Here is an 18,596-nt window from a genome sequence, read left to right as displayed (position 1 = left end):
CATGGCTCGCTTCTTCATCGACCGGCCGGTCTTCGCCTGGGTCGTCGCCCTCTTCATCATCCTGGGCGGCGTCCTGTCGATCCCCATGCTGCCGGTGGCGCAGTATCCGGTGATCGCTCCCCCCTCCATCGCCCTCTCGACGGCGTTCCCGGGCGCCTCGGTGGAAAGCCTCTACACGGGCACCACGCGGCTCATCGAGGACGAGCTCAATGGTGCGGCCAACATCATGAGCTTCGAGTCCACCACGGACTCGTTCGGCTCCATCAACATCACGGCGACCTTCCAGCCCGGCACTGATCCGGCCCTCGCCTCCGTCGAGGTGCAGAACCGCCTGAAGCGCGTCGAAGCGCGCCTGCCGGCGGAAGTGCGCCAGCAGGGCATCCTCGTCGAAGAAGCCTCGGCCGCGACCCTCAACATCATCACCCTCGTCTCGACGGACGGGAAGATGGACGAGATCGGGCTCGGCGACTTCCTCATTCGCAACGTCATCAACGAGATCCGCCGCGTGCCGGGCGTCGGACGCGCGACCCTCTACTCGACGGAACGCTCCCTGCGCGTCTGGGTCGATCCCGACAAGCTGCGTGGCCTGTCGCTCAGCCCCGAGGATGTCGCCGACGCCATCCGCAACCAGAACATTCAGATCGCATCGGGCGCCGTCGGCGCGCAGCCAAGTCCGATCGGAAATCCCGTCTTCGCGCCCATCATCGTGAAGGGCCAGCTCAACACCGTCGATGATTTCGGGGCCATCGTCCTGCGGGCGAATTCCGACGGCTCGAACGTGCGCCTGCGCGACGTGAGCCGAATCGAGCTCGGGGGCGACGCCTACCAGTTCTCGACCCGCCTGAACGGCGGCGAGGCGGCAGGCATCTCCGTCACCCTCGCGCCCGACGGCAACGCCCTCGAGACCGCCAAGGCGATCCGCGCGAAGATGGAGGAGCTGTCGCAGTTCTTCCCGCCGGGGCTGAAATGGGACATCCCCTACGACATCACGCCCGCCGTGAAGGCGTCCATCGAGAAGGTGCTGCACACCCTCGTGGAGGCGGTGGTGCTCGTGTTCCTCGTGATGTTCCTGTTCCTGCAGAACTTCCGCTACACGCTCATCCCCACCATCGTGGTGCCCATCGCGTTGATGGGCACCGTGACGGTGATGCTGCTCGCCGGCTTCTCCATCAACGTGCTGACCATGTTCGGCATGGTGCTCGCCATCGGCATCCTCGTCGACGACGCCATCGTGGTGGTGGAGAACGTCGAGCGCATCATGAACGAGGAGGGGCTGCCGCCGAAGGAAGCCACCGCCAAGGCCATGGAGCAGATCACCGGCGCCATCATCGGCATCACCCTGGTGCTCGTGGCGGTGTTCATCCCGATGGCGTTCTTCCCCGGCTCCGTGGGCATCATCTACCGGCAGTTCTCCATCGCCATGGTGACGTCCATCGGCTTCTCGGCGCTGCTGGCCCTGTCCCTGACACCGGCCCTCTGCGCCACGCTGCTGAAGCCCGTCGAGAAGGGCCACGCCCACGCCAAGGGCGGGTTCTTCGGCTGGTTCAACCGCATCGTCGACCGGGAGACCGCCCGCTACGGGCGCGGCGTCGCGTGGTTCATCAAAGCGTCGGGCCGGGTCATGGTGGTCTACCTCGCGCTTCTCGCCGGCGTCGCCTTCGCGTTCATGCGCCTCCCCGAGGGCTTCCTGCCCATCGAGGATCAGGGCTTCTTCACCGTCGACATCCAGACACCGCCCGGCGCCTCGTTCAACCGGACGCAGACGGCCGTCCGCAAGGTCGAGGAACACCTCCTGGCCCAGCCGGGCGTCGCCACGGTGACCATGCTCAACGGCTTCTCGTTCTCGGGGCAGGGGGCGAACTTGAGCCAGGCCTTCGTGACCCTGAAACCCTGGAGCGAGCGCGACGCGGCGAGTTCCGCCGCCGCCCTGGTGGCAGGCACGAATACGGCGCTCGCCGGCTACCGCGACGCCATCATCGACGCTCAGGAGCCTCCGCCCGTGGACAACCTCGGTAACGCGGCGGGCTTCTCGTTCCGTCTCCAGGACCGGGCGCAGCGCGGGTACTCGGCGCTGACGGCGGCGGAGACGCAGCTCCTGTCGCTGGCGAAGAAGAGCCCTGTGCTCCAGAAGATGAAGATCGAGGGGCTGCCGCCGGCCCCACAGGCGGAACTCATTATCGACCGCGAGAAGGCCGCCGCCCTCGGGGTGAAGTTCGAGGACATCAACGCGACGATCCAGGTCAACCTCGGTTCGGTCTACACCAACGACTTCCCGAACCAGGGCAAGATGCAGCGCGTCTACGTGCAGGCGGAACAGCTGCAGCGGATGCAGGCCACCGATCTGCTCAGCTATGCGGTGAAGAACGCGCAGGGCGCCATGGTGCCGCTGTCGTCGTTCGCCGACCTGAAATGGGGCATGGGGCCGAGCCAGATCGTTGGCTTCAACGGCTACCAGTCCGTCCGCTTCACCGGCGAGCCGAACCCAGGCTACACCTCGGGCGATGCCATCGCCGAGATGGAGCGCCTGATGAGCCAATTGCCCAAGGGCTTCGGCTACACCTGGACCGGGCAATCGCTGCAGGAGAAGCAGGCCGGCAGCCAGGCGAGCCTGCTCCTCGCCCTGTCGGTGCTCATCGTGTTCCTGTGTCTCGCCGCCCTCTACGAGAGCTGGGCCATCCCGCTCTCGGTGCTCCTCGTGATTCCGCTCGGCGTCATCGGGTCCGTGGCGGCGGTCTATCTCCGGGGGCTGCCCAACGACGTCTACTTCAAGATCGGCCTCATCACGATCATCGGTCTGTCGGCCAAGAACGCAATCCTCATCGTGGAATTCGCCAAGGACCTGTGGAAGCCGGGCAAGAGCCTCGTCGACGCGACCATCGAGGCCTCGGCCCTGCGCTTCCGCCCCATCGTGATGACCTCGCTCGCCTTCATCCTCGGCGTGGTACCGCTGGCCATTGCCACGGGCGCGGCCTCGAAGAGCCAGCAGGCCATCGGCACGGGCGTGATGGGCGGCATGATCTCGGCGACGCTTCTCGCCGTGCTGTTCGTGCCGGTGTTCTTCGTGGTGGTGATGCGCCTGTTCCGGCGCAAGGACGCGAGGGAGGGCATCCAGCCCGAGGCGAACGCGGCCACGGCAGCGCATCACCCGGCGGCGGCCGAGTGATCCGACCCCAATACCGGGTTTCCGAAGGGCGAGCCCTTCGGCGGGTGTCGGGCAGATCCCGACGAAGAACCCAGGGCTCCGCCCTAGACCCGCGAAGGGCTCGCCCTTCGAACCGCAAATGAAAAGGGGCACGCGGCTTCAGCCGCGTGCCCCTTTTCATTGCTGCGCCGAAAATCCTCAGACTTCGCGGGCGACCATCATCTTCTTGATCTCAGCGATGGCTTTCGCCGGGTTCAGGCTCTTCGGGCAGGCGTTGGCGCAGTTCATGATCGTGTGGCAGCGGTAGAGCCGGAACGGATCGTGGAGGGCGTCGAGGCGCTCGCCGGTGTTCTCGTCACGACTGTCGACGAGCCAGCGATAGGCCTGGAGCAGAGCGGCGGGGCCGAGGAAGCGGTCGCCGTTCCACCAGTAGCTCGGGCAGGACGTGGTGCAGCAGGCGCACAGGATGCACTCGTAGAGGCCGTCGAGCTGGGCCCGGTCCTCGGGGGTCTGCTTCCACTCGCCTTCGGGAGCCGGCGTCTCGGTCTGCAGCCAGGGCTCGATCGATGCGTGCTGGGCGAAGAAGTTCGTCAGGTCCGGCACGAGATCCTTGAGCACCGGCATGTGCGGCAGCGGGTAGATCCGCACAGCGCCGGTCTTCTTGCCCTTGGCGTGCTCCTGACACTCGTCGATGCCCATGGTGCAGGCCAGCGCGTTCTGGCCCTCGATGTTCATGGCGCAGGAGCCGCAGATGCCCTCGCGGCAGGAGCGGCGGAACACCAGGGTCGAATCGACCTTGCTCTTGATCCACAGAAGCGCGTCGAGGACCATCGGCCCACAATCGTCCCGGTCGACCTGATAGACGTCGACGCGGGGATTCTTCCCGTCGTCGGGGTTCCAGCGGTAGATCCGGAACTCCTGCAGGTTGTTGGCGCCGACTGGCCGGGGCCAGATCTTGCCCTCGGTCATCTGCGAGTTTTTGGGAAGGTTGAACTGGGCCATGGGTGGCGTGCCTAATTCCGTCTCGAGACAGTCATTAAAGGAAACAAGAAACGTGCTTCCTCAGTACACCCGCGCCTTCGGCTCGATGTACTGGATCTCGTTCGACATGGTGTAGGTGTGGACCGGGCGGTAATCGATGGACACCTGCTTTGATTTGTCGTCCATCCAGGCGAGCGTATGCTTCATCCATTCCTTGTCGTCGCGATCAGGAAAATCCTCGCGGGCATGGGCGCCACGGCTTTCCTTGCGGTTGGCGGCCGATTCCATGGTGACGACCGCCTGCCCGATGAGGTTGTCGAACTCCAGGGTCTCCAGGAGGTCGGTGTTCCAGATCAGCGAACGGTCGGTGACGTGGATGTCGGAAAGCCCCGAGGCGACCTTGTGGATGAGGGACTTGCCTTCCTCCAACACCTCGCCCGTGCGGAAGACGGCGCAATTGTTCTGCATGGTCTTCTGCATCTGGGCACGCAGTTCGGCGGTCGGTGTACCGCCGTCGGCGTAGCGGAAGCGATCGAGGCGGCTGAGCGCCTTATCGGCGGAGTCCTTGGGGAGGTCCATCTGGCGGCGGCCCGGCTCGACGATCTCGGCGCAGCGCAGACCCGCCGCGCGGCCGAACACCACGAGGTCGATGAGTGAGTTGGACCCGAGGCGGTTGGCCCCGTGTACGGAGACGCAGGCCGCCTCGCCGAGCGCCATCAGGCCCGGCACCACCGTGTCGGGGTTGCCGTTCTTCAGGGTCAGCACCTCGCCGTGATAGTTCGTCGGGATACCGCCCATGTTGTAGTGCACCGTCGGCAGCACCGGGATCGGCTCCTTGGTGACGTCGACACCGGCGAAGATCTTCGCGGATTCCGAGATGCCCGGCAGGCGCTGGTGCAGGATCGCCGGGTCGAGATGGTCGAGGTGCAGGTAAATGTGGTCGTTCGACTTGCCAACGCCGCGTCCGGCCCGGATCTCCATGGTCATGGAACGCGAGACCACGTCGCGGGACGCGAGGTCCTTGGCCGAGGGCGCGTAGCGCTCCATGAAGCGCTCACCCTCGGAATTCGTGAGGTAGCCGCCCTCGCCGCGCGCGCCCTCGGTGATGAGGCAGCCGGCGCCGTAGATGCCGGTGGGGTGGAACTGCACGAACTCCATGTCCTGCAGGGGCAGGCCGGCGCGCAACACCATGGCGTTGCCGTCGCCCGTGCAGGTATGGGCCGAGGTGGCCGAGAAGTACGAACGGCCGTAGCCGCCTGTCGCCAGGATAGTCTGCTGGGCGCGGAAGCGGTGGATCTCGCCGGTGGCCTGATCGATCGCGATGACGCCGAGGCAACGACCCTCGTCATCCATGATGAGGTCGAGGGCGAAGTACTCGATGAAGAAGTTGGTGTTGTTCTTCACCGCCTGCCCGTACAGCGTGTGCAGCATGGCGTGGCCGGTACGGTCGGCGGCGGCGCAGGTGCGCTGGGCGGTGCCCTTGCCGTAATCCGTGGTCATGCCGCCGAAGGGCCGCTGATAGATCTTACCTTCCTCGGTCCGCGAGAACGGCACGCCCCAGTGCTCGAGTTCGTAGACGGCCGCGGGAGCGTTGCGCACGAGATATTCGATGGCGTCCTGGTCGCCGAGCCAGTCCGATCCCTTCACGGTGTCGTACATGTGCCAGCGCCAATCGTCCGGCCCCATATTGCCGAGCGACGCCGAGATGCCGCCCTGTGCCGCCACCGTGTGCGAGCGGGTGGGAAACACCTTCGAGATGCAGGCGGTGCGCAGGCCCGCCTGTGAGCAGCCCACCGTGGCACGCAGGCCCGCACCGCCGGCGCCGACGATGACGACATCGAAGGTGTGGTCGGTGATGGCGTAGGCGGGAGTGCCGTTCGATCCGTTGCTGGCCATGGACAGGTCCTTCGGTTCTCGGATGCGGTCAGACGAGGCGGGCGAGGCTCACGCGGAGGATCGCGTAGAGGCAGGCCACCGCGACGGCGACGGCGTAGGTGGTGTTGGCGAAGAGGGCCGCGAATTTCAGGCCCTTGTCGTGGACGTAATCCTCGATGACGACCTGCATGCCGATGCGCATGTGCAGGGTCACCGAGATCACGCCGCCGATGAGCACGAGGGCCGCGAGGGGGTGCGAGACCAGGGCGACGGCCTCGGGGTAGGGCCGCCCGGCCATCATCGCGATGATGACGATGAAGCCGATCATCAGGGGGATGTTGAGGGCGGCGGTGACGCGCTGCTGCCACCAATGTCCGGCGCCGTGTCCGGAGGCGCCGAGCCCCTTCACGCGGGCGCGGGCAGTGCGGAGGCTGGGGGAGGGTGCGGCCATGGTGGGGCTCCTCAGCGGATCACGAGGGCGAGCGCCCAGATCAGGACGGTCAGGATCACGGACCCGATCAGGGTGCCGCGCGCCAGCCACATGCGGCGCTCGCGGTCGAATCCCTGGCCGACGTCCCAGATGAAGTGGCGCAGGCCCCCGAGCATGTGGTGCATCAGGATCCAGGTGTAGGCGAACAGCACGAGCTTGCCGAAGAGCGAGCCGAAGAACCCGGCGACCCAGCCATAGGCCGCTGGTCCGGACGCGAGGGCGACGAGCCAGATCGCCACCAGCGCGGTGCCGCCGTAGAGGGCCGTGCCGGTGATGCGATGGAACACCGACATCGCCATGGTCCAGGTCCAGCGATAGATCTGGAGATGGGGAGAGAGCGGCGCGGTGACCGTGGGACGGGCGGTGGGAGCCATCGTGTTCCGAATTCCTCGATGGTGGGTGGCGCGCCGCTGTGGCGCTGCAGTGCAAAAAGATTTTGGACCGTCTCTAATCTGACCGTGATCCCGCGCCAATCGGCAATCCACCGTGCGGCCGGGAGAGCGGCGACACTTGTCGGGAATCGTAAGTCGGGCGCGAAGCCGTCACGGCAACCTCCCGAGGACACGCCACCAGCCGTAATCCAGCGGTGCGACGATGAGCAGCGACGCCGCGCCCATCACCAGGGTGAGCTTCGTCGCCTGGGCCAAGGGCACCCGGCCGAGATCCATTGCCATGACGATGGGCGGGGCCTGATAGGGCAGGAACAGGGTCGAGTAACCCAGCACTTGGATCATCACCACGCTCGTCAGATCGAGGCCACTCGCCCGGGACATCTCGCCGGCGAGCGCCGTATAGAGGGCCGGCGCGCCGTTGGCGGTGACGAGCAGCGCGAGGATCGCCGCGAGGCCGCTCAGGATGCCGAAAGAATGGGCCGGCGCGTCCGGAGTGAGGGGCGCGAGGCCGAGGAGCACGTGGCCGAGAGCGGCCCCGAGACCGGTGGCGTTCACCGTCGCCACGAGGCCGAGGAGAGCCGCGACGTAGAAACAGGTGCGAAGGTTCACGGCGCCGAAGGCGTCCGCCGGCAGCACGCCGATGCGCGGCAGGAGACAGATCACCGCCGCCGTCAGGCCGATCCAGGCAGGCGCGATGTGGTGCAGGCTGTCGGTCACCCAGAAGCCAAGGGTGGCGGCGAGGATCACGGCGAGACGCCGCGCCTCGGGCGTCAGGGCGGCGACGGGGGCGGCGACGCCGTCACCGCGCACCAGCCTGTCGGGGAACAGCCGGACGATGGCCGCGACGAGGATCGCCCCCTTCACGAAGGCCAGCACCGGCGCGTGCAGGACGAGGTAGGGCAGGTAGGCGATGTGCAGCCCGTACTGGGCCTCCGCCGTGCCGGCCATGACGAGGTTCGGCACGTTGGCCGGCAGGATCGCGGCGGAGAGGACGGGTGTCGCCACGCCGACGGCGAGAACCGCGCCGTGGCGACCCGGCCGCCCGGGTCCGAGGCCATAGGCATCGCAGAGGGCCAGCACCACGGGGATCAGCAGGGCGATGCGTCCGAGATTCGACGGCATCACGAAGGCGATCCCGAAGGCCAGCACCACGAGACCGGCGATGAATCCGGCGTAGGAGCCGGACAGATACCCCGAGAGGCCGCGCGCGAGGCGATCCCCGAGACCGGTCCGGGTCATGGCGAGCCCCACCACCATCCCCCCGAGGACGAGCCAGAACGCCGATGAAGCGAAGCCCGAGAACACCACGTTCGGCGGCGCCAGGCGACACAGCATCGCGACGGTGAAGAACAGCAGGGCCGTGACGATCTCGGCGACGAGACCGCTCGCCCAGAGGCCCATGCAGACCACGAGCAGGCCGCCGGTCACCCAGACCGTGGCATCTCCCCCCATGATCGGCCCTACCAGCATGCTCTCGTTCCGATGCCGGCACGCAATCGAAGCCTCGCCGGGCGGCGGACAGAACCGCGAATTAGACTGGTTCGCAATTCGGCAGTTCGGCACCGATCCTTCGCGTGCGGCGAAGGCTGAGGTCGTGGCTCAGAAGCGAGCCGGGTCGAGCTCGAAGGTCGGCGGCAGGGCCTCGAACCACGGGCTGTAGAACGGATCCTCCGGAATTCGCTCCGCCCACCGCGCCCGGAAGCGGGCATGCTCGGCCGGGTCGACGGTGCGGGCGCGGTTGCGGCTCTCGTAATGGTAGAGTTCGGCCTGGGCGCAGTAGACGATACGCTGGCCGCGGTCCCAGAGGCGCAGGCACAGGTCGATGTCGTTGTAATTGACGGCGTAGGCCTCGTCGAAGCCGCCGAGCGAACGGAAATCCGCCGCCCGGACCATGAGGCACGCCCCCGTCACCGCCAGATAGTTGCGGTTCCCCACGGTTGAGAAGAAGTGCCCCGGATCGTCGCCCGGATAGCCGCGCCGGACGTGATCGGGCGTGGCGTCGACGATGGAGACGCCCGCGTGCTGGATCTCACCCGTCTCGAACAGCAGTTTGGGGCCGACGGCGCCGACCCCTTCGATCTGGAGAAGCGCCAGCATCGCCTCGATCCAGTCCGGGGTGATCACCATGATATCGTCGTTGAGGAACACAAGGATCTCGCCCGTGGCGCCGGCGGCCCCGAGGTTCATCTTGGCGGCGACGTTGAAGCCGGGCGCGGAATAGGTGATCCGGTTCGCAGCGTGGCGCTCCAGGGCCGCGAGGGTCGCCGGGCGCAGGTCGCCGTTGTCGACGACGACGATCTCGATGTTGGCGTAAGTGCTCTTCTCGCGAAGGCTGGCGAGGCAGGCGGCGAGGAGATCGACGCTTCGCCCCCCGACGAGGCTGTCGCGGCCTGCGCTCGGAATCACGATGGAGACGCGTGGCGCCCCGACGATCCGCCGGCGCAGGAAGAAGCAGCCGGCATAGGGCGACGGCCGGACGAAATCGAGGGTGCCGGTGCGGCGCGCCCGGTCTTCCAATCCCCGCACGGCGGCGGCGATGACGTAGTCCTTGTTGTCCATGGCCTGAGCCGTGGAGCCGGGGATCGCGCGCCAATGGTAGAGCACCTTCGGCACGTGCCGGACATTGCGGACGTGCTCGGTGTAGCGGAGCGCGAAGTCGTAATCCTGGGCGCCGTTGCACGCGTCGCGGAACCCGCCGATGCGGGCGACGATGTCCATGCGGTAGAGGGCGAGGTGGGCCGTGTACATGCACGCCTCCAGGGCCTCGGGCGACCAGTCCGGCTTGAAGAACGGATCGTAGCGCTGGCCCTCGACGGAGATCTTGTCCTCGTCCGAGTAGATGAAATCCACGGTCGGGTCCTCGTTGAGGACGCGGACGAACTCGTAGAGGGCGTTGTCGGGGATCGCGTCGTCGTGATCCATGAGCGTCATGTACGCGCCCGTTGCCAGCGCCATGGCATCGTTGGACGCGGCGGAGATCCGCCCGTTCGTGGTGCGTCGATGCAGCTTGATCCGGCGATCGGTGGCGGCGAAGGCCTGCAGCATGGGCCAGACGTGCGGGGCCGGCGAGTTGTCGTCGCACAGGCACAATTCCCAATTCTCGTACCCTTGAGCCCGCACCGATGCGACGGCGGCCTCCAACCACTGTTTCGGGGTGTCGTAGACCGGCATCACGATGGAGATGCGCGGGGTCAGGGCGAACCCGGCGATTGCCCTGCGCATGGCCTCGACGGAGGGGCGGGCGGGCGTCTCCACGGCGTCGATCCAGGCGGCATAGGAGGCCGGCACCGGCCGCGGCCGGGCGCTGGCGAGGAAGGCACGCCAGAGTGCGACGGGGGAGCGGGTCCGGAGCAGACGTGTCAAACGGGGCAGGGCGCGCTCGCCGGGGGGCAGCTGCGCCACCAGGCGCCGGGCGATCTCGACGTAAGCGCCCAGGGCCCCGAGATGGTCGAGGGTGATTGCCCCGAGGGTGAAGCCGCCGGCGCCGCTCAGGGGATCGAGGCGCAGACCGCGCACCCGGCGCGGCAGGCGCACGAGGTTGTCGATTCCCGCCTCGTCCCGTTCGAGGGGAATCGTCAGAGCTTCGCGAAACCCTTTGCCGTCGTCGATGTAGAGGAGCGGCACGAGCTTCGTGCGCCCCATGGGCGCGAGATCGGCGCGGATGCGGACCCAGCCGCCGCGATGCCGGCGCCGTCCCTCGGGCGGCAGGATGCTGAAATACGGGTCCGAGCCAACGGCGCGCCACACCCCCGGTGCATCGGCCACGATCTGGTGGACGGGATCGAGGCGGCAGCGCACCGGTCGCGACACGTGAAGGGAGCCTTTCCTCGGGCGGACGTTCCGCGCGGGTCTAGGCGCCGCGACCCGGAACGGCAATCGCCGTCCGGGTCCGGAGCGCGTCAGGCGTGCAGGGCCTGGGCGAGCTCGCCCTTGGTCATCTTGGAGCGGCCGGGAATGTCCTTCTTGCGCGCCTGCGCGAGAAGGTCGGCCTTGGTCGAGCTGTCCGCGTCGCGGGCGGCGGCGGATTTCTTCGCCACGTCGCCGGGCTGCTTCGAGTGCTGGCGCCCCTTGGCGGAATCGGCGCGCTTCTTCTTCGTCGACCGCTCGTACTCGGAATCCGAGAGCTTCTCACGCGCCGCCTTGGGCAGATAACGCTCGCCGGTCTCGCCGCTCTTCTTGCCCGATTTGGTGTCCCACTCCTCCTCGGTCCATTCCTTGAGGTGGTTGTCGGACGACTTCTTGCCGGCGTATCCGCCCCCGGCCTCCTTGTAAGCTTTCGTCGCGGCCTGAGCCTTGCGTGCCGACCATTGACCGGGCTTGCCGCCCTTGTCGGACTCGGTCACCTCCTTCTTCACCTTCTCCCACAGGGCCGGATCGGTCTTCTTCGCAGTGGCGGACATGGAAGCATCCTCGCGTTGTTCATCGCGACAACCGGAAGCGTGCGCCCGCGTTCCGCGCCGGCCCCGTCATCCACACCTGTCATGAAACCGTCGGATGTGGCGGCGATAGCCCAGGGTCGACAACGGCTTTCGGGTCGACAAGATCGGCGACGCGGCGCATCACGCGACGGCCGATACAGATCAGCCGCAGGAACAGGCAGTCCATGAGCGAGCACGAGGCGCAGCACCGGCCCACGGTCTTCATCGATGGAGAGGCGGGCACCACCGGCCTCGGCATTCGTGAGCGCCTGGAGCGCGAGGGCCGCGTCACCCTCAAGAGCATTCCGCACGAGCACCGCAAGGACACGGCCGTCAAGCGCGCCCTCATGGAGGCCGTCGACCTCGTGGTCCTGTGCCTGCCCGACGACGCGGCACGCGAAACCGTGGCCCTGGCTGACGCCATGCCGGGCGGCGGCCCGCGCATCCTCGACGCCAGCACCGCCCACCGGGTCGACCCGGCCTGGGTCTACGGATTCGCCGAACTGACGCCGGACCAGCCGCAGGCGATCCGCGACGCCCGGCGCGTGGCCAATCCCGGCTGCTATCCGACCGGTGCCATCGCGCTGATCCGCCCCCTGGTGGAAGCGGGCCTCGTTCCGGCGGACACCCCGCTCTCCATCAATGCGGTCAGCGGCTACAGCGGCGGCGGCAAGGGCATGATCGAGATCTACGAGGCGGGTGAGGGGGCAGCGTTCCAGCTCTACGGCCTCGGCTTCGCGCACAAGCACCTGCCCGAGACGCAGACCTACGGCGCACTCACCCGCCGGCCGATCTTCATACCGTCCGTCGGCAACTTCCGTCAGGGCATGCTGGTCAGCATTCCCCTCCACCTCGATACGATTCCGGGGCACCCGGCCGCTCCGGCCCTGGAGGCCGCCCTGCAGACCTATTACGCAGACGACAGCCTCGTCGTGGTGATTCCCGGTCCCCATCCCGAACGCATCGAGCCGGAAGATCTCAACGATACGGACCGGCTGGAATTGCGCGTCTTCCGGTCCGAGGCCCATCCGCACGCGGTTCTGGTCGCACGCCTCGACAATCTCGGCAAAGGCGCATCGGGGGCTGCGGTACAGAATATCGGCCTGATGCTCAGCCTCGACTGACCATCGCGCCCGGCGATGTCGGTCGTTTCACGCCCTTATCGTGCGTAATCGATCAGATTGACGGATCGTTCATTCTCGCGGGGCAAGGCTCCTCGGATCGAGGAGGATGCGATGCGGTGGACGGTGGGCAGCGCCTGTGTGGTCGCCGGGCTGGTGGCCTCCATGGCCGGCCTCACCATGGCTGTCCGTTCCGAACCGGCGAAAGCGGATCCGGACCTCTCGGACCCGCGCCTCGCGTTCCAGACCGCAGAGGCGGTGGTCTACCCGGATACGAACCCGTTTACCGTCGAGAAGGCTGCCCTCGGCCGACGCCTGTTCTTCGATCCGGCCCTGTCCGGAGCGGGCACCTTGTCCTGTGCCTCCTGCCACGAACCATCGCGGGGCTGGGGTGACAACCGTCCGCGCGGCATCGGCGAAATCGGTACGGCGATGAAGGTCCGCACGCCGACCCTGCTCCATGCGGCGTCGGCGCCGATCCTCGGCTGGGACGGTAAGTTCTCGTCCCTCGAGAACGTGACCTTCACGCCGATCACCTCGCCGGCGGTGATGAACCTACCCGAGAGCGTGCTGATCCAGCGCCTGCGGGGCGATGCCGATTATGTGCGGGACTTCGCCCTCGCCTTCCCGAGCGGGGCGATCACGCGCACGAGCATCGAGCAGGCACTCGCCACCTATCAACGCACGATCCGGCCCGGCCAATCGGCTTTCGATCGCTGGATAGCGGGGGATGCCCGTGCGATTTCCCTTCGCGCTCAGAATGGCTTTCGCCTGTTCACCGGCAAAGCCCGGTGCGCTGAATGCCACAGCGGGGCGGCATTCACCGATGCATCGTTTCACGACATCGGGATCGCACAGGGCGAGGATATCGGCCGGGGACGTTACTTCCCATCCTCTCGGATGCTGCGCTACGCCTTCAAGACGCCCACCCTGCGCGATGTCGCCATCCGGGCGCCCTACATGCACGACGGATCAGTGGCGACCCTCGAGGGGGTGATCGACCATTATGACCGCGGCGGCATCGACCGGCCGAGCCGCGCGGTAGAGGTCCGTGCCCTCGGCCTGACGCCGTCGGAAAAGGCGGACCTTCTCGCCTTCCTCAAGACCCTCACGGGGACGACGCCCCCGGACGCCCCCGGCGCACCGTCGCCGCGCTGATCCGTCCGCGCCGTACAACATCCGTCGTCCCTCCCGCCCGGCGCCGGACTCATCGGCGCATGAACGGCCGAGCGTTCCGACGTCAACGAGCCTGGCAAGCGGCCAGCGGCCGTCCCGGATTTCGGACGCACCGCCCGTCCAGCACGCGAGCGAAAGCACCGCCCTGTACGGTCTGCGCAATGCACCGCGTGGCTAGCCTCGTCCGATGCGCGCCGAGCAAGATCATCGGCGCAACCGCCTAACAAAAGTTATGGCAACGCACCGGCGATATGGGGTTGCTCGGCGAGCAATCTTAGAGATCGCACATCACCGTAGGGCGGACCGTCGAGCGAATTCAGCATTCGCTGTTAACTATCCGGTCATCTTCGTTAACAACATCCTTACGCCAATAGGCGAATTAGCGTAACCATAATGGCGTCTCGGAATGACGCGTCGCCGCGCTTCGTTCCGGACGGATTTCCAGTCTCGATTTCCTTCAGGGTCTTTCACCATGCGCAATGCGAGTGGATGGCTGCCGTCTCCGGCTGCCTGGACGATGGCGGCTTGTCTCGGTCTGGTGGCAATCGGACCGGCGCATGCGCACGTGAAATGGTTCTGCGCCTATGATGTGGTCGGGGCGCCCCGGGGCCTCGAGAGCGTCCTGTGCGACGATTTCGAGAAACTCGTCGCTCTCTCGATCCTGGCTTTGATCGTCGGTGGCCTCTTTGAGAATACGGTCCTCGGCGCGGCCATGGTCCGCTTCCTCGATCGGACGACGGGGTGGATCCGCACCAACACCGAACTCCTCTTCCGGGCCGTATGCGGCGGCTTCTTCGTCGCCCTGTGGTCGTTCGGCGGCATCATTCTGACGCCGGAACTCACGACGACGAATCCGGCGCTGTCTTGGCTGCAACTCGCCATCGCGGCGGGCTTTCTGTGGCGCGCGACCCTGCCGGCGTCGGCCGCCGGTATCGTCGCCCTGTTCGCCATCGCCGCGAGCCAGTACGGCGCATTCCATCTCGCCGATTACCCGATCTTCCTCGGGCTCGCCGTCTACTTCGTCCTCATCGCGTTCCAGCGTGACCTGTTCAGCCTCAGGCCCATCGACGTGGTGCGCTACGCCGCCGCCGTCACCCTGATGTGGGCCTCCGTCGAAAAATGGGCCTATCCGGATTGGACGTTCCCGCTCTTCATCGAGCATCCGACCATGACCATGGGCTTCGACGGCGAGTACTTTATGAAGGCTGCGGGCGCGGTGGAGTTCGCCTTGGCCTTCGCGTTGATCTGCTCACCCCTGATCCGCCGGATCGCCGCGATCCTCCTCAGCGCGGCCTTCGTCGCGGCCATCTTTCAATTCGGCAAGGTCGACGCCATTGGGCACGCGCCGATCATCGTCGCGATGATCGCCATCGCGGCGGACAACACCACCGCCCCCCTCCGCCACCGTGCCCTGGCCCTGATGCCGATGGGCTACGCCGCTGCGCTCGCCGCGTTCATCGGCCTGTATTACGGGGCTCACGCCATCCTGTACGGCTCGAACATCCTGTAAGGACGAGCCGGGTCGCGGCCATGATCAAGGTGCTTCGACGCGCACCGTGAGCTTCATCTTCGGATGGATGCCGCACAGGACCGCGAAGGTTCCGGCCACGGGAAAGACGATCCGCGCTTTCTCGCCCGGCGCCTGATCTCCGGAATCGAAACTGAACTCGGGTGTGTCGACATAGGCGTGATGCAGGAGGTCAGCGTCGTCGTTGACGATCTGCACGGCCTCGCCTCGCTTGATCGTCAGGGCAGCAGGCTGGAACGTGCGCCCCTTCTGTGACACGTCGTTGTTCCCGGCACCGATGGCCGCCCCGGTGACGACAACGATTCCCGTACCGAGAACGATCGCCAGAGCGGCACCGCGTAAATAGGCGTCCATGACGTCTCCAAGTTCGGGGTCCACCCGGCCGCCAAGCTGCACGGGCAACAGAATCGTTTGCCGGTCTGGTGGAAAACCAAAGCCTGACGACAACGTGCGCCGCCAGTGTCCAGGATATCGTCCTTCCCTGAAGACTCACTTAAGACCGGTGATTGATCCGTCTGAAGCAAGGTCACTTTAACCTGTCTCTGCCAAGCCTTCCGCCTTGATGCCGAGAACTCGGGTTTCGGCGGCTGGAAATCTTCTGATGAGCCTCCCCGAGAGCGCCACCTCTCACCGCCGCCTCCGGTCCCTGAACGACAGAATCGTCGGGGTTCGGCGCATGTTTGGAACCGTCCGGGGCCGCATCACCGTCGCATTCCTCGCGACGAGCACCATCATGGCGCTTCTGGGCCTGTCCGCCGCCGTCAGCATCCGCCACGCCGACGAACTCGTCAGCCGGACGTACGACAACTCGCTGATGTCGATCAATTACGCGCGTGCGGCCGCCGCCGATTTCGCCGGAATGCGGGCCGCCAACACCCGAGGCTGGATCACCAACGACAGCGCCCTGCGGGCCGACCTCAACCGGCGCATCGCCGCCCTCCGGCAATCCTACAACGAAAGCCTGGAGATCGCCGTCGAGCGGGCGCAATCGGTTCGCGCGAGCCGGGCCGCGACGGCGGTGGCCAGTGCCGTCGAGGAATGGCTCGATGCCCGCCTCAAGCTCTCGAACAGTCCGGATCAGGAAGCAGCGTGGGTCGCCCTCGATCGGCATGCCGTCGCGGCCAACGAGAATTTCGATCTCCTCATCAATTATACCGCGGGCGACGGCTTCATCTACCGACAGGAGGCCAGGGCCGTCGTCGCCCGCGAGACCAAGATCAATCTCATCGGGACCCTCGTGGCCATCCTGTTATCCGGCACGGTGGCCTACGCCCTTGGCCGCAGGATCATCCGCCCCCTTGCCGACGCCTCACAGATCGCCTCCCGCATCGCCGCGGGCGACCTCAGTGGCGAGATTCCCGCCGGCAGCGCCGACGAAGTCGGTCGACTTCTCGCGGCCATGGGGGTGATGCGCGACAACATCCGGAGCGCCATGGAGCAGGAGGTCGCTCAGCGCCTCACGGCCGAGGCCCGACTTGCCGATGCCCTCGAGACCTCCCAGGAAGGCGTCGTGGTGGTGGACGCGCAGGGCCACATCACGCTCACCAACGGCCAAGCAGAGACCGATCTCGGTCTGGAACCCGGTTCCCTGGCTCCGGGCATCACCGTGACCCAGCTCGCCGCGGCGACATCGGACCCGGCAAGCCTCGCCCGCGCCCTCCTGAACCCCGCCGACGAGCACGGCGAACATCGTTTGAGCGATGGCCGGTGGCTGCGGATCGGCCGGAGCCGGACCCTGGACGGGGGCTTCGTCGCCGTTTGCAGCGATATCACCCTTCTGAAGGATCAGGAGGCCCGGCTCGTCTCGACGAACCTGCGCCTCGACACCGCCCTCGACAACATGTCCCAAGGCCTCTGCCTCTTCACTGCGGAAGGCCGCCTCGCGGTGGTCAACCGGCGCTACTTCGAGATCTTCGACCTGCCACCCGACGCCTGTATCCTCGGCCTCCCTCGGGAGGAGCTCGCATGCAGCGGCGGGGTCACGAATTTGGGACGGGAAAGCGCCCTCCCGGGCCCTGACGGCACGATCCCGGGCCGGGATCTGAGGCACCTCGAGAATGGTCGGATCGTCGCCATCTCGCACAATTCGGTCGTCGGCGGCGGCCTCGTTACCACTTACGAGGATGTGACCGAACGCCGTCAGGCCGAGGCGCGCATCGCCTACATGGCCCGTCACGACACACTCACGGGCCTGCCCAATCGGGCCGTCTTCGGAGAACGCATCGACGAAGCCCTCGCCCAGATCGGGCGCGGCAACCGCTTTTCGGTGCTCTGCCTCGACCTCGACCGGTTCAAGGAGGTCAACGATACCCTGGGCCATCCCGTGGGTGACGCGCTCCTACGCGCCGTCGCTGAGCGTCTTGGAGCCTGCGTGCGGGACACCGATACGGTCGCGCGGCTGGGGGGCGATGAATTCGCCGTCATCCTCACGGACATCCATCGGCCGGACGACGCGGCGGTGCTGGCGCGGCACATCGTCGAGGTAATCAGCGCGCCTTACACCCTCGAAGGGCATCTGGTGAGCGTCGGGGTCAGTATCGGCATCTGCTTCGCTCCGGGGGATGGCAGCTCCTGCGAAAAGCTGATCAAGAACGCCGACGTCGCCCTCTACCGCGCCAAGGCCGACGGCCGCGGCACATGGCGGTTCTTCGAAGTCGAGATGGACATTCGCCTTCAGGCCCGCCGCGCCCTGGAGCTCGATCTACGCGAGGCTCTGGCCAACGGCGAGTTCCAGCTGCACTACCAGCCGATCTACGATTTTCGCGCTCAGCGTATCGGCGGATTCGAGGCCCTGGTACGCTGGATCCACCCGACGCGGGGCCTCGTACCGCCGGGCGATTTCATCGCGATCGCCGAGGAGATCGGTCTCATCGTCCCCCTCGGGGCCTGGTGCTTGAAGACCGCCTGCCGCGATGCCATGCGGTGGCCGGACGGCATCAAGGTCGCGGTCAACGTCTCGGCGGTCCAGTTCCGCGACGAGATCATCGTGGCCTCCGTGCGCGATGCCCTTGCGGACAGCCACCTTCCGCCCAAGCGCCTCGAACTCGAGATCACCGAATCGGTCCTGCTCAAGGACAATCTCGCCACGCTGGCGACCCTGCACGCCTTGCGGCGCGTCGGCGTCCGCATCGCCATGGACGATTTCGGCACGGGCTATTCGTCCCTGAGCTACCTGCGCAGCTTCCCCTTCGACAAGATCAAGATCGACCAATCCTTCGTGCGCGACATCACGCCCGATGCCGATTCCGGCCTCATTGTTCGAGCAGTCATCGGCCTCGGCGCGAGTCTCGGCATGCGTACGACCGGGGAGGGCATCGAAACCGAGATCCAGTTCGATCGGCTCGCCGCCGAGGGTTGCGACGAGGGCCAGGGCTACTTCATCGCCAAGCCCGGTCCGGCCGCCACCGTCCACGAAACGATCACGCGCTGGTCCGGCGCGCGCCTCACCCAATCACGCGCCGTGGCTTAAAAAG

Annotated in this window: 13 protein-coding genes; 5 read left to right on the top strand and 8 right to left on the bottom strand. The window is 66.7% G+C overall.

Features of this window, described 5'->3' with window-relative positions; all coding sequences use genetic code 11:
* Position 1: 1 nt before the first annotated feature.
* On the top strand, positions 2 to 3,163 hold the full coding sequence (locus tag MFF01_RS16785; RefSeq protein ID WP_238227178.1) for a multidrug efflux RND transporter permease subunit: 3,162 nt from the start codon (positions 2 to 4) through the stop codon (positions 3,161 to 3,163).
* A gap of 177 nt (positions 3,164 to 3,340) precedes the next feature.
* Here MFF01_RS16785 and MFF01_RS16780 read toward each other — a convergent pair whose 3' ends face one another.
* From MFF01_RS16780 to MFF01_RS16750, 7 genes are all read right to left on the bottom strand, one after another.
* Positions 3,341 to 4,144 (bottom strand): succinate dehydrogenase iron-sulfur subunit, encoded by an 804-nt coding sequence (locus tag MFF01_RS16780; RefSeq protein ID WP_238227177.1) that lies wholly within the window; start codon positions 4,142 to 4,144, stop codon positions 3,341 to 3,343.
* A gap of 60 nt (positions 4,145 to 4,204) precedes the next feature.
* Complete coding sequence (gene sdhA, locus MFF01_RS16775; protein WP_238227176.1) at positions 4,205 to 6,019, bottom strand: succinate dehydrogenase flavoprotein subunit; 1,815 nt, start codon at positions 6,017 to 6,019, stop codon at positions 4,205 to 4,207.
* Between the two features lie 28 nt (positions 6,020 to 6,047).
* A complete protein-coding gene (gene sdhD, locus MFF01_RS16770) occupies positions 6,048 to 6,449 on the bottom strand; it encodes a succinate dehydrogenase, hydrophobic membrane anchor protein (RefSeq protein WP_238227175.1) in 402 nt (133 codons plus the stop codon).
* Positions 6,450 to 6,460: 11 nt separating this feature from the next.
* Complete coding sequence (sdhC, locus tag MFF01_RS16765; protein ID WP_238227174.1) at positions 6,461 to 6,862, bottom strand: succinate dehydrogenase, cytochrome b556 subunit; 402 nt, start codon at positions 6,860 to 6,862, stop codon at positions 6,461 to 6,463.
* 168 nt (positions 6,863 to 7,030) lie between these two features.
* Positions 7,031 to 8,332, bottom strand: coding sequence for an SLC13 family permease (locus tag MFF01_RS16760; protein ID WP_238227279.1), 1,302 nt, complete (start codon positions 8,330 to 8,332; stop codon positions 7,031 to 7,033).
* A 147-nt stretch (positions 8,333 to 8,479) separates the two neighbouring features.
* On the bottom strand, positions 8,480 to 10,690 hold the full coding sequence (locus MFF01_RS16755) for a glycosyltransferase family 2 protein (protein ID WP_238227173.1): 2,211 nt from the start codon (positions 10,688 to 10,690) through the stop codon (positions 8,480 to 8,482).
* A gap of 89 nt (positions 10,691 to 10,779) precedes the next feature.
* Positions 10,780 to 11,280 carry a hypothetical protein gene (locus MFF01_RS16750; protein WP_238227172.1) on the bottom strand — a complete coding sequence of 167 codons (501 nt, stop codon included), beginning with the start codon at positions 11,278 to 11,280 and terminating at the stop codon, positions 10,780 to 10,782.
* Positions 11,281 to 11,483: 203 nt separating this feature from the next.
* Between MFF01_RS16750 and argC the strand changes: the two genes are divergently transcribed.
* From argC to MFF01_RS16735, 3 genes are all read left to right on the top strand, one after another.
* Positions 11,484 to 12,422: an N-acetyl-gamma-glutamyl-phosphate reductase gene (argC, locus tag MFF01_RS16745; protein ID WP_238227170.1), complete on the top strand. Its 939-nt coding sequence runs from the start codon at positions 11,484 to 11,486 to the stop codon at positions 12,420 to 12,422.
* Between the two features lie 111 nt (positions 12,423 to 12,533).
* Positions 12,534 to 13,577 (top strand): cytochrome-c peroxidase, encoded by a 1,044-nt coding sequence (locus tag MFF01_RS16740; RefSeq protein ID WP_238227169.1) that lies wholly within the window; start codon positions 12,534 to 12,536, stop codon positions 13,575 to 13,577.
* A 535-nt stretch (positions 13,578 to 14,112) separates the two neighbouring features.
* Complete coding sequence (locus tag MFF01_RS16735; RefSeq protein WP_238227278.1) at positions 14,113 to 15,105, top strand: hypothetical protein; 993 nt, start codon at positions 14,113 to 14,115, stop codon at positions 15,103 to 15,105.
* 24 nt (positions 15,106 to 15,129) lie between these two features.
* Here the strand turns inward: MFF01_RS16735 and MFF01_RS16730 are convergent, their stop codons facing one another.
* Complete coding sequence (locus MFF01_RS16730; protein ID WP_238227168.1) at positions 15,130 to 15,477, bottom strand: cupredoxin domain-containing protein; 348 nt, start codon at positions 15,475 to 15,477, stop codon at positions 15,130 to 15,132.
* A gap of 247 nt (positions 15,478 to 15,724) precedes the next feature.
* Here MFF01_RS16730 and MFF01_RS16725 point away from each other — a divergent pair, with 247 nt between their 5' ends.
* Complete coding sequence (locus MFF01_RS16725) at positions 15,725 to 18,592, top strand: EAL domain-containing protein (RefSeq protein WP_435404635.1); 2,868 nt, start codon at positions 15,725 to 15,727, stop codon at positions 18,590 to 18,592.
* The last annotated feature ends 4 nt before the right edge of the window (positions 18,593 to 18,596 follow it).

The organism is Methylobacterium adhaesivum (genome assembly GCF_022179065.1).
GTDB lineage: Bacteria > Pseudomonadota > Alphaproteobacteria > Rhizobiales > Beijerinckiaceae > Methylobacterium > Methylobacterium adhaesivum.
This window is presented reverse-complemented; position numbering and strand designations above follow the sequence as displayed.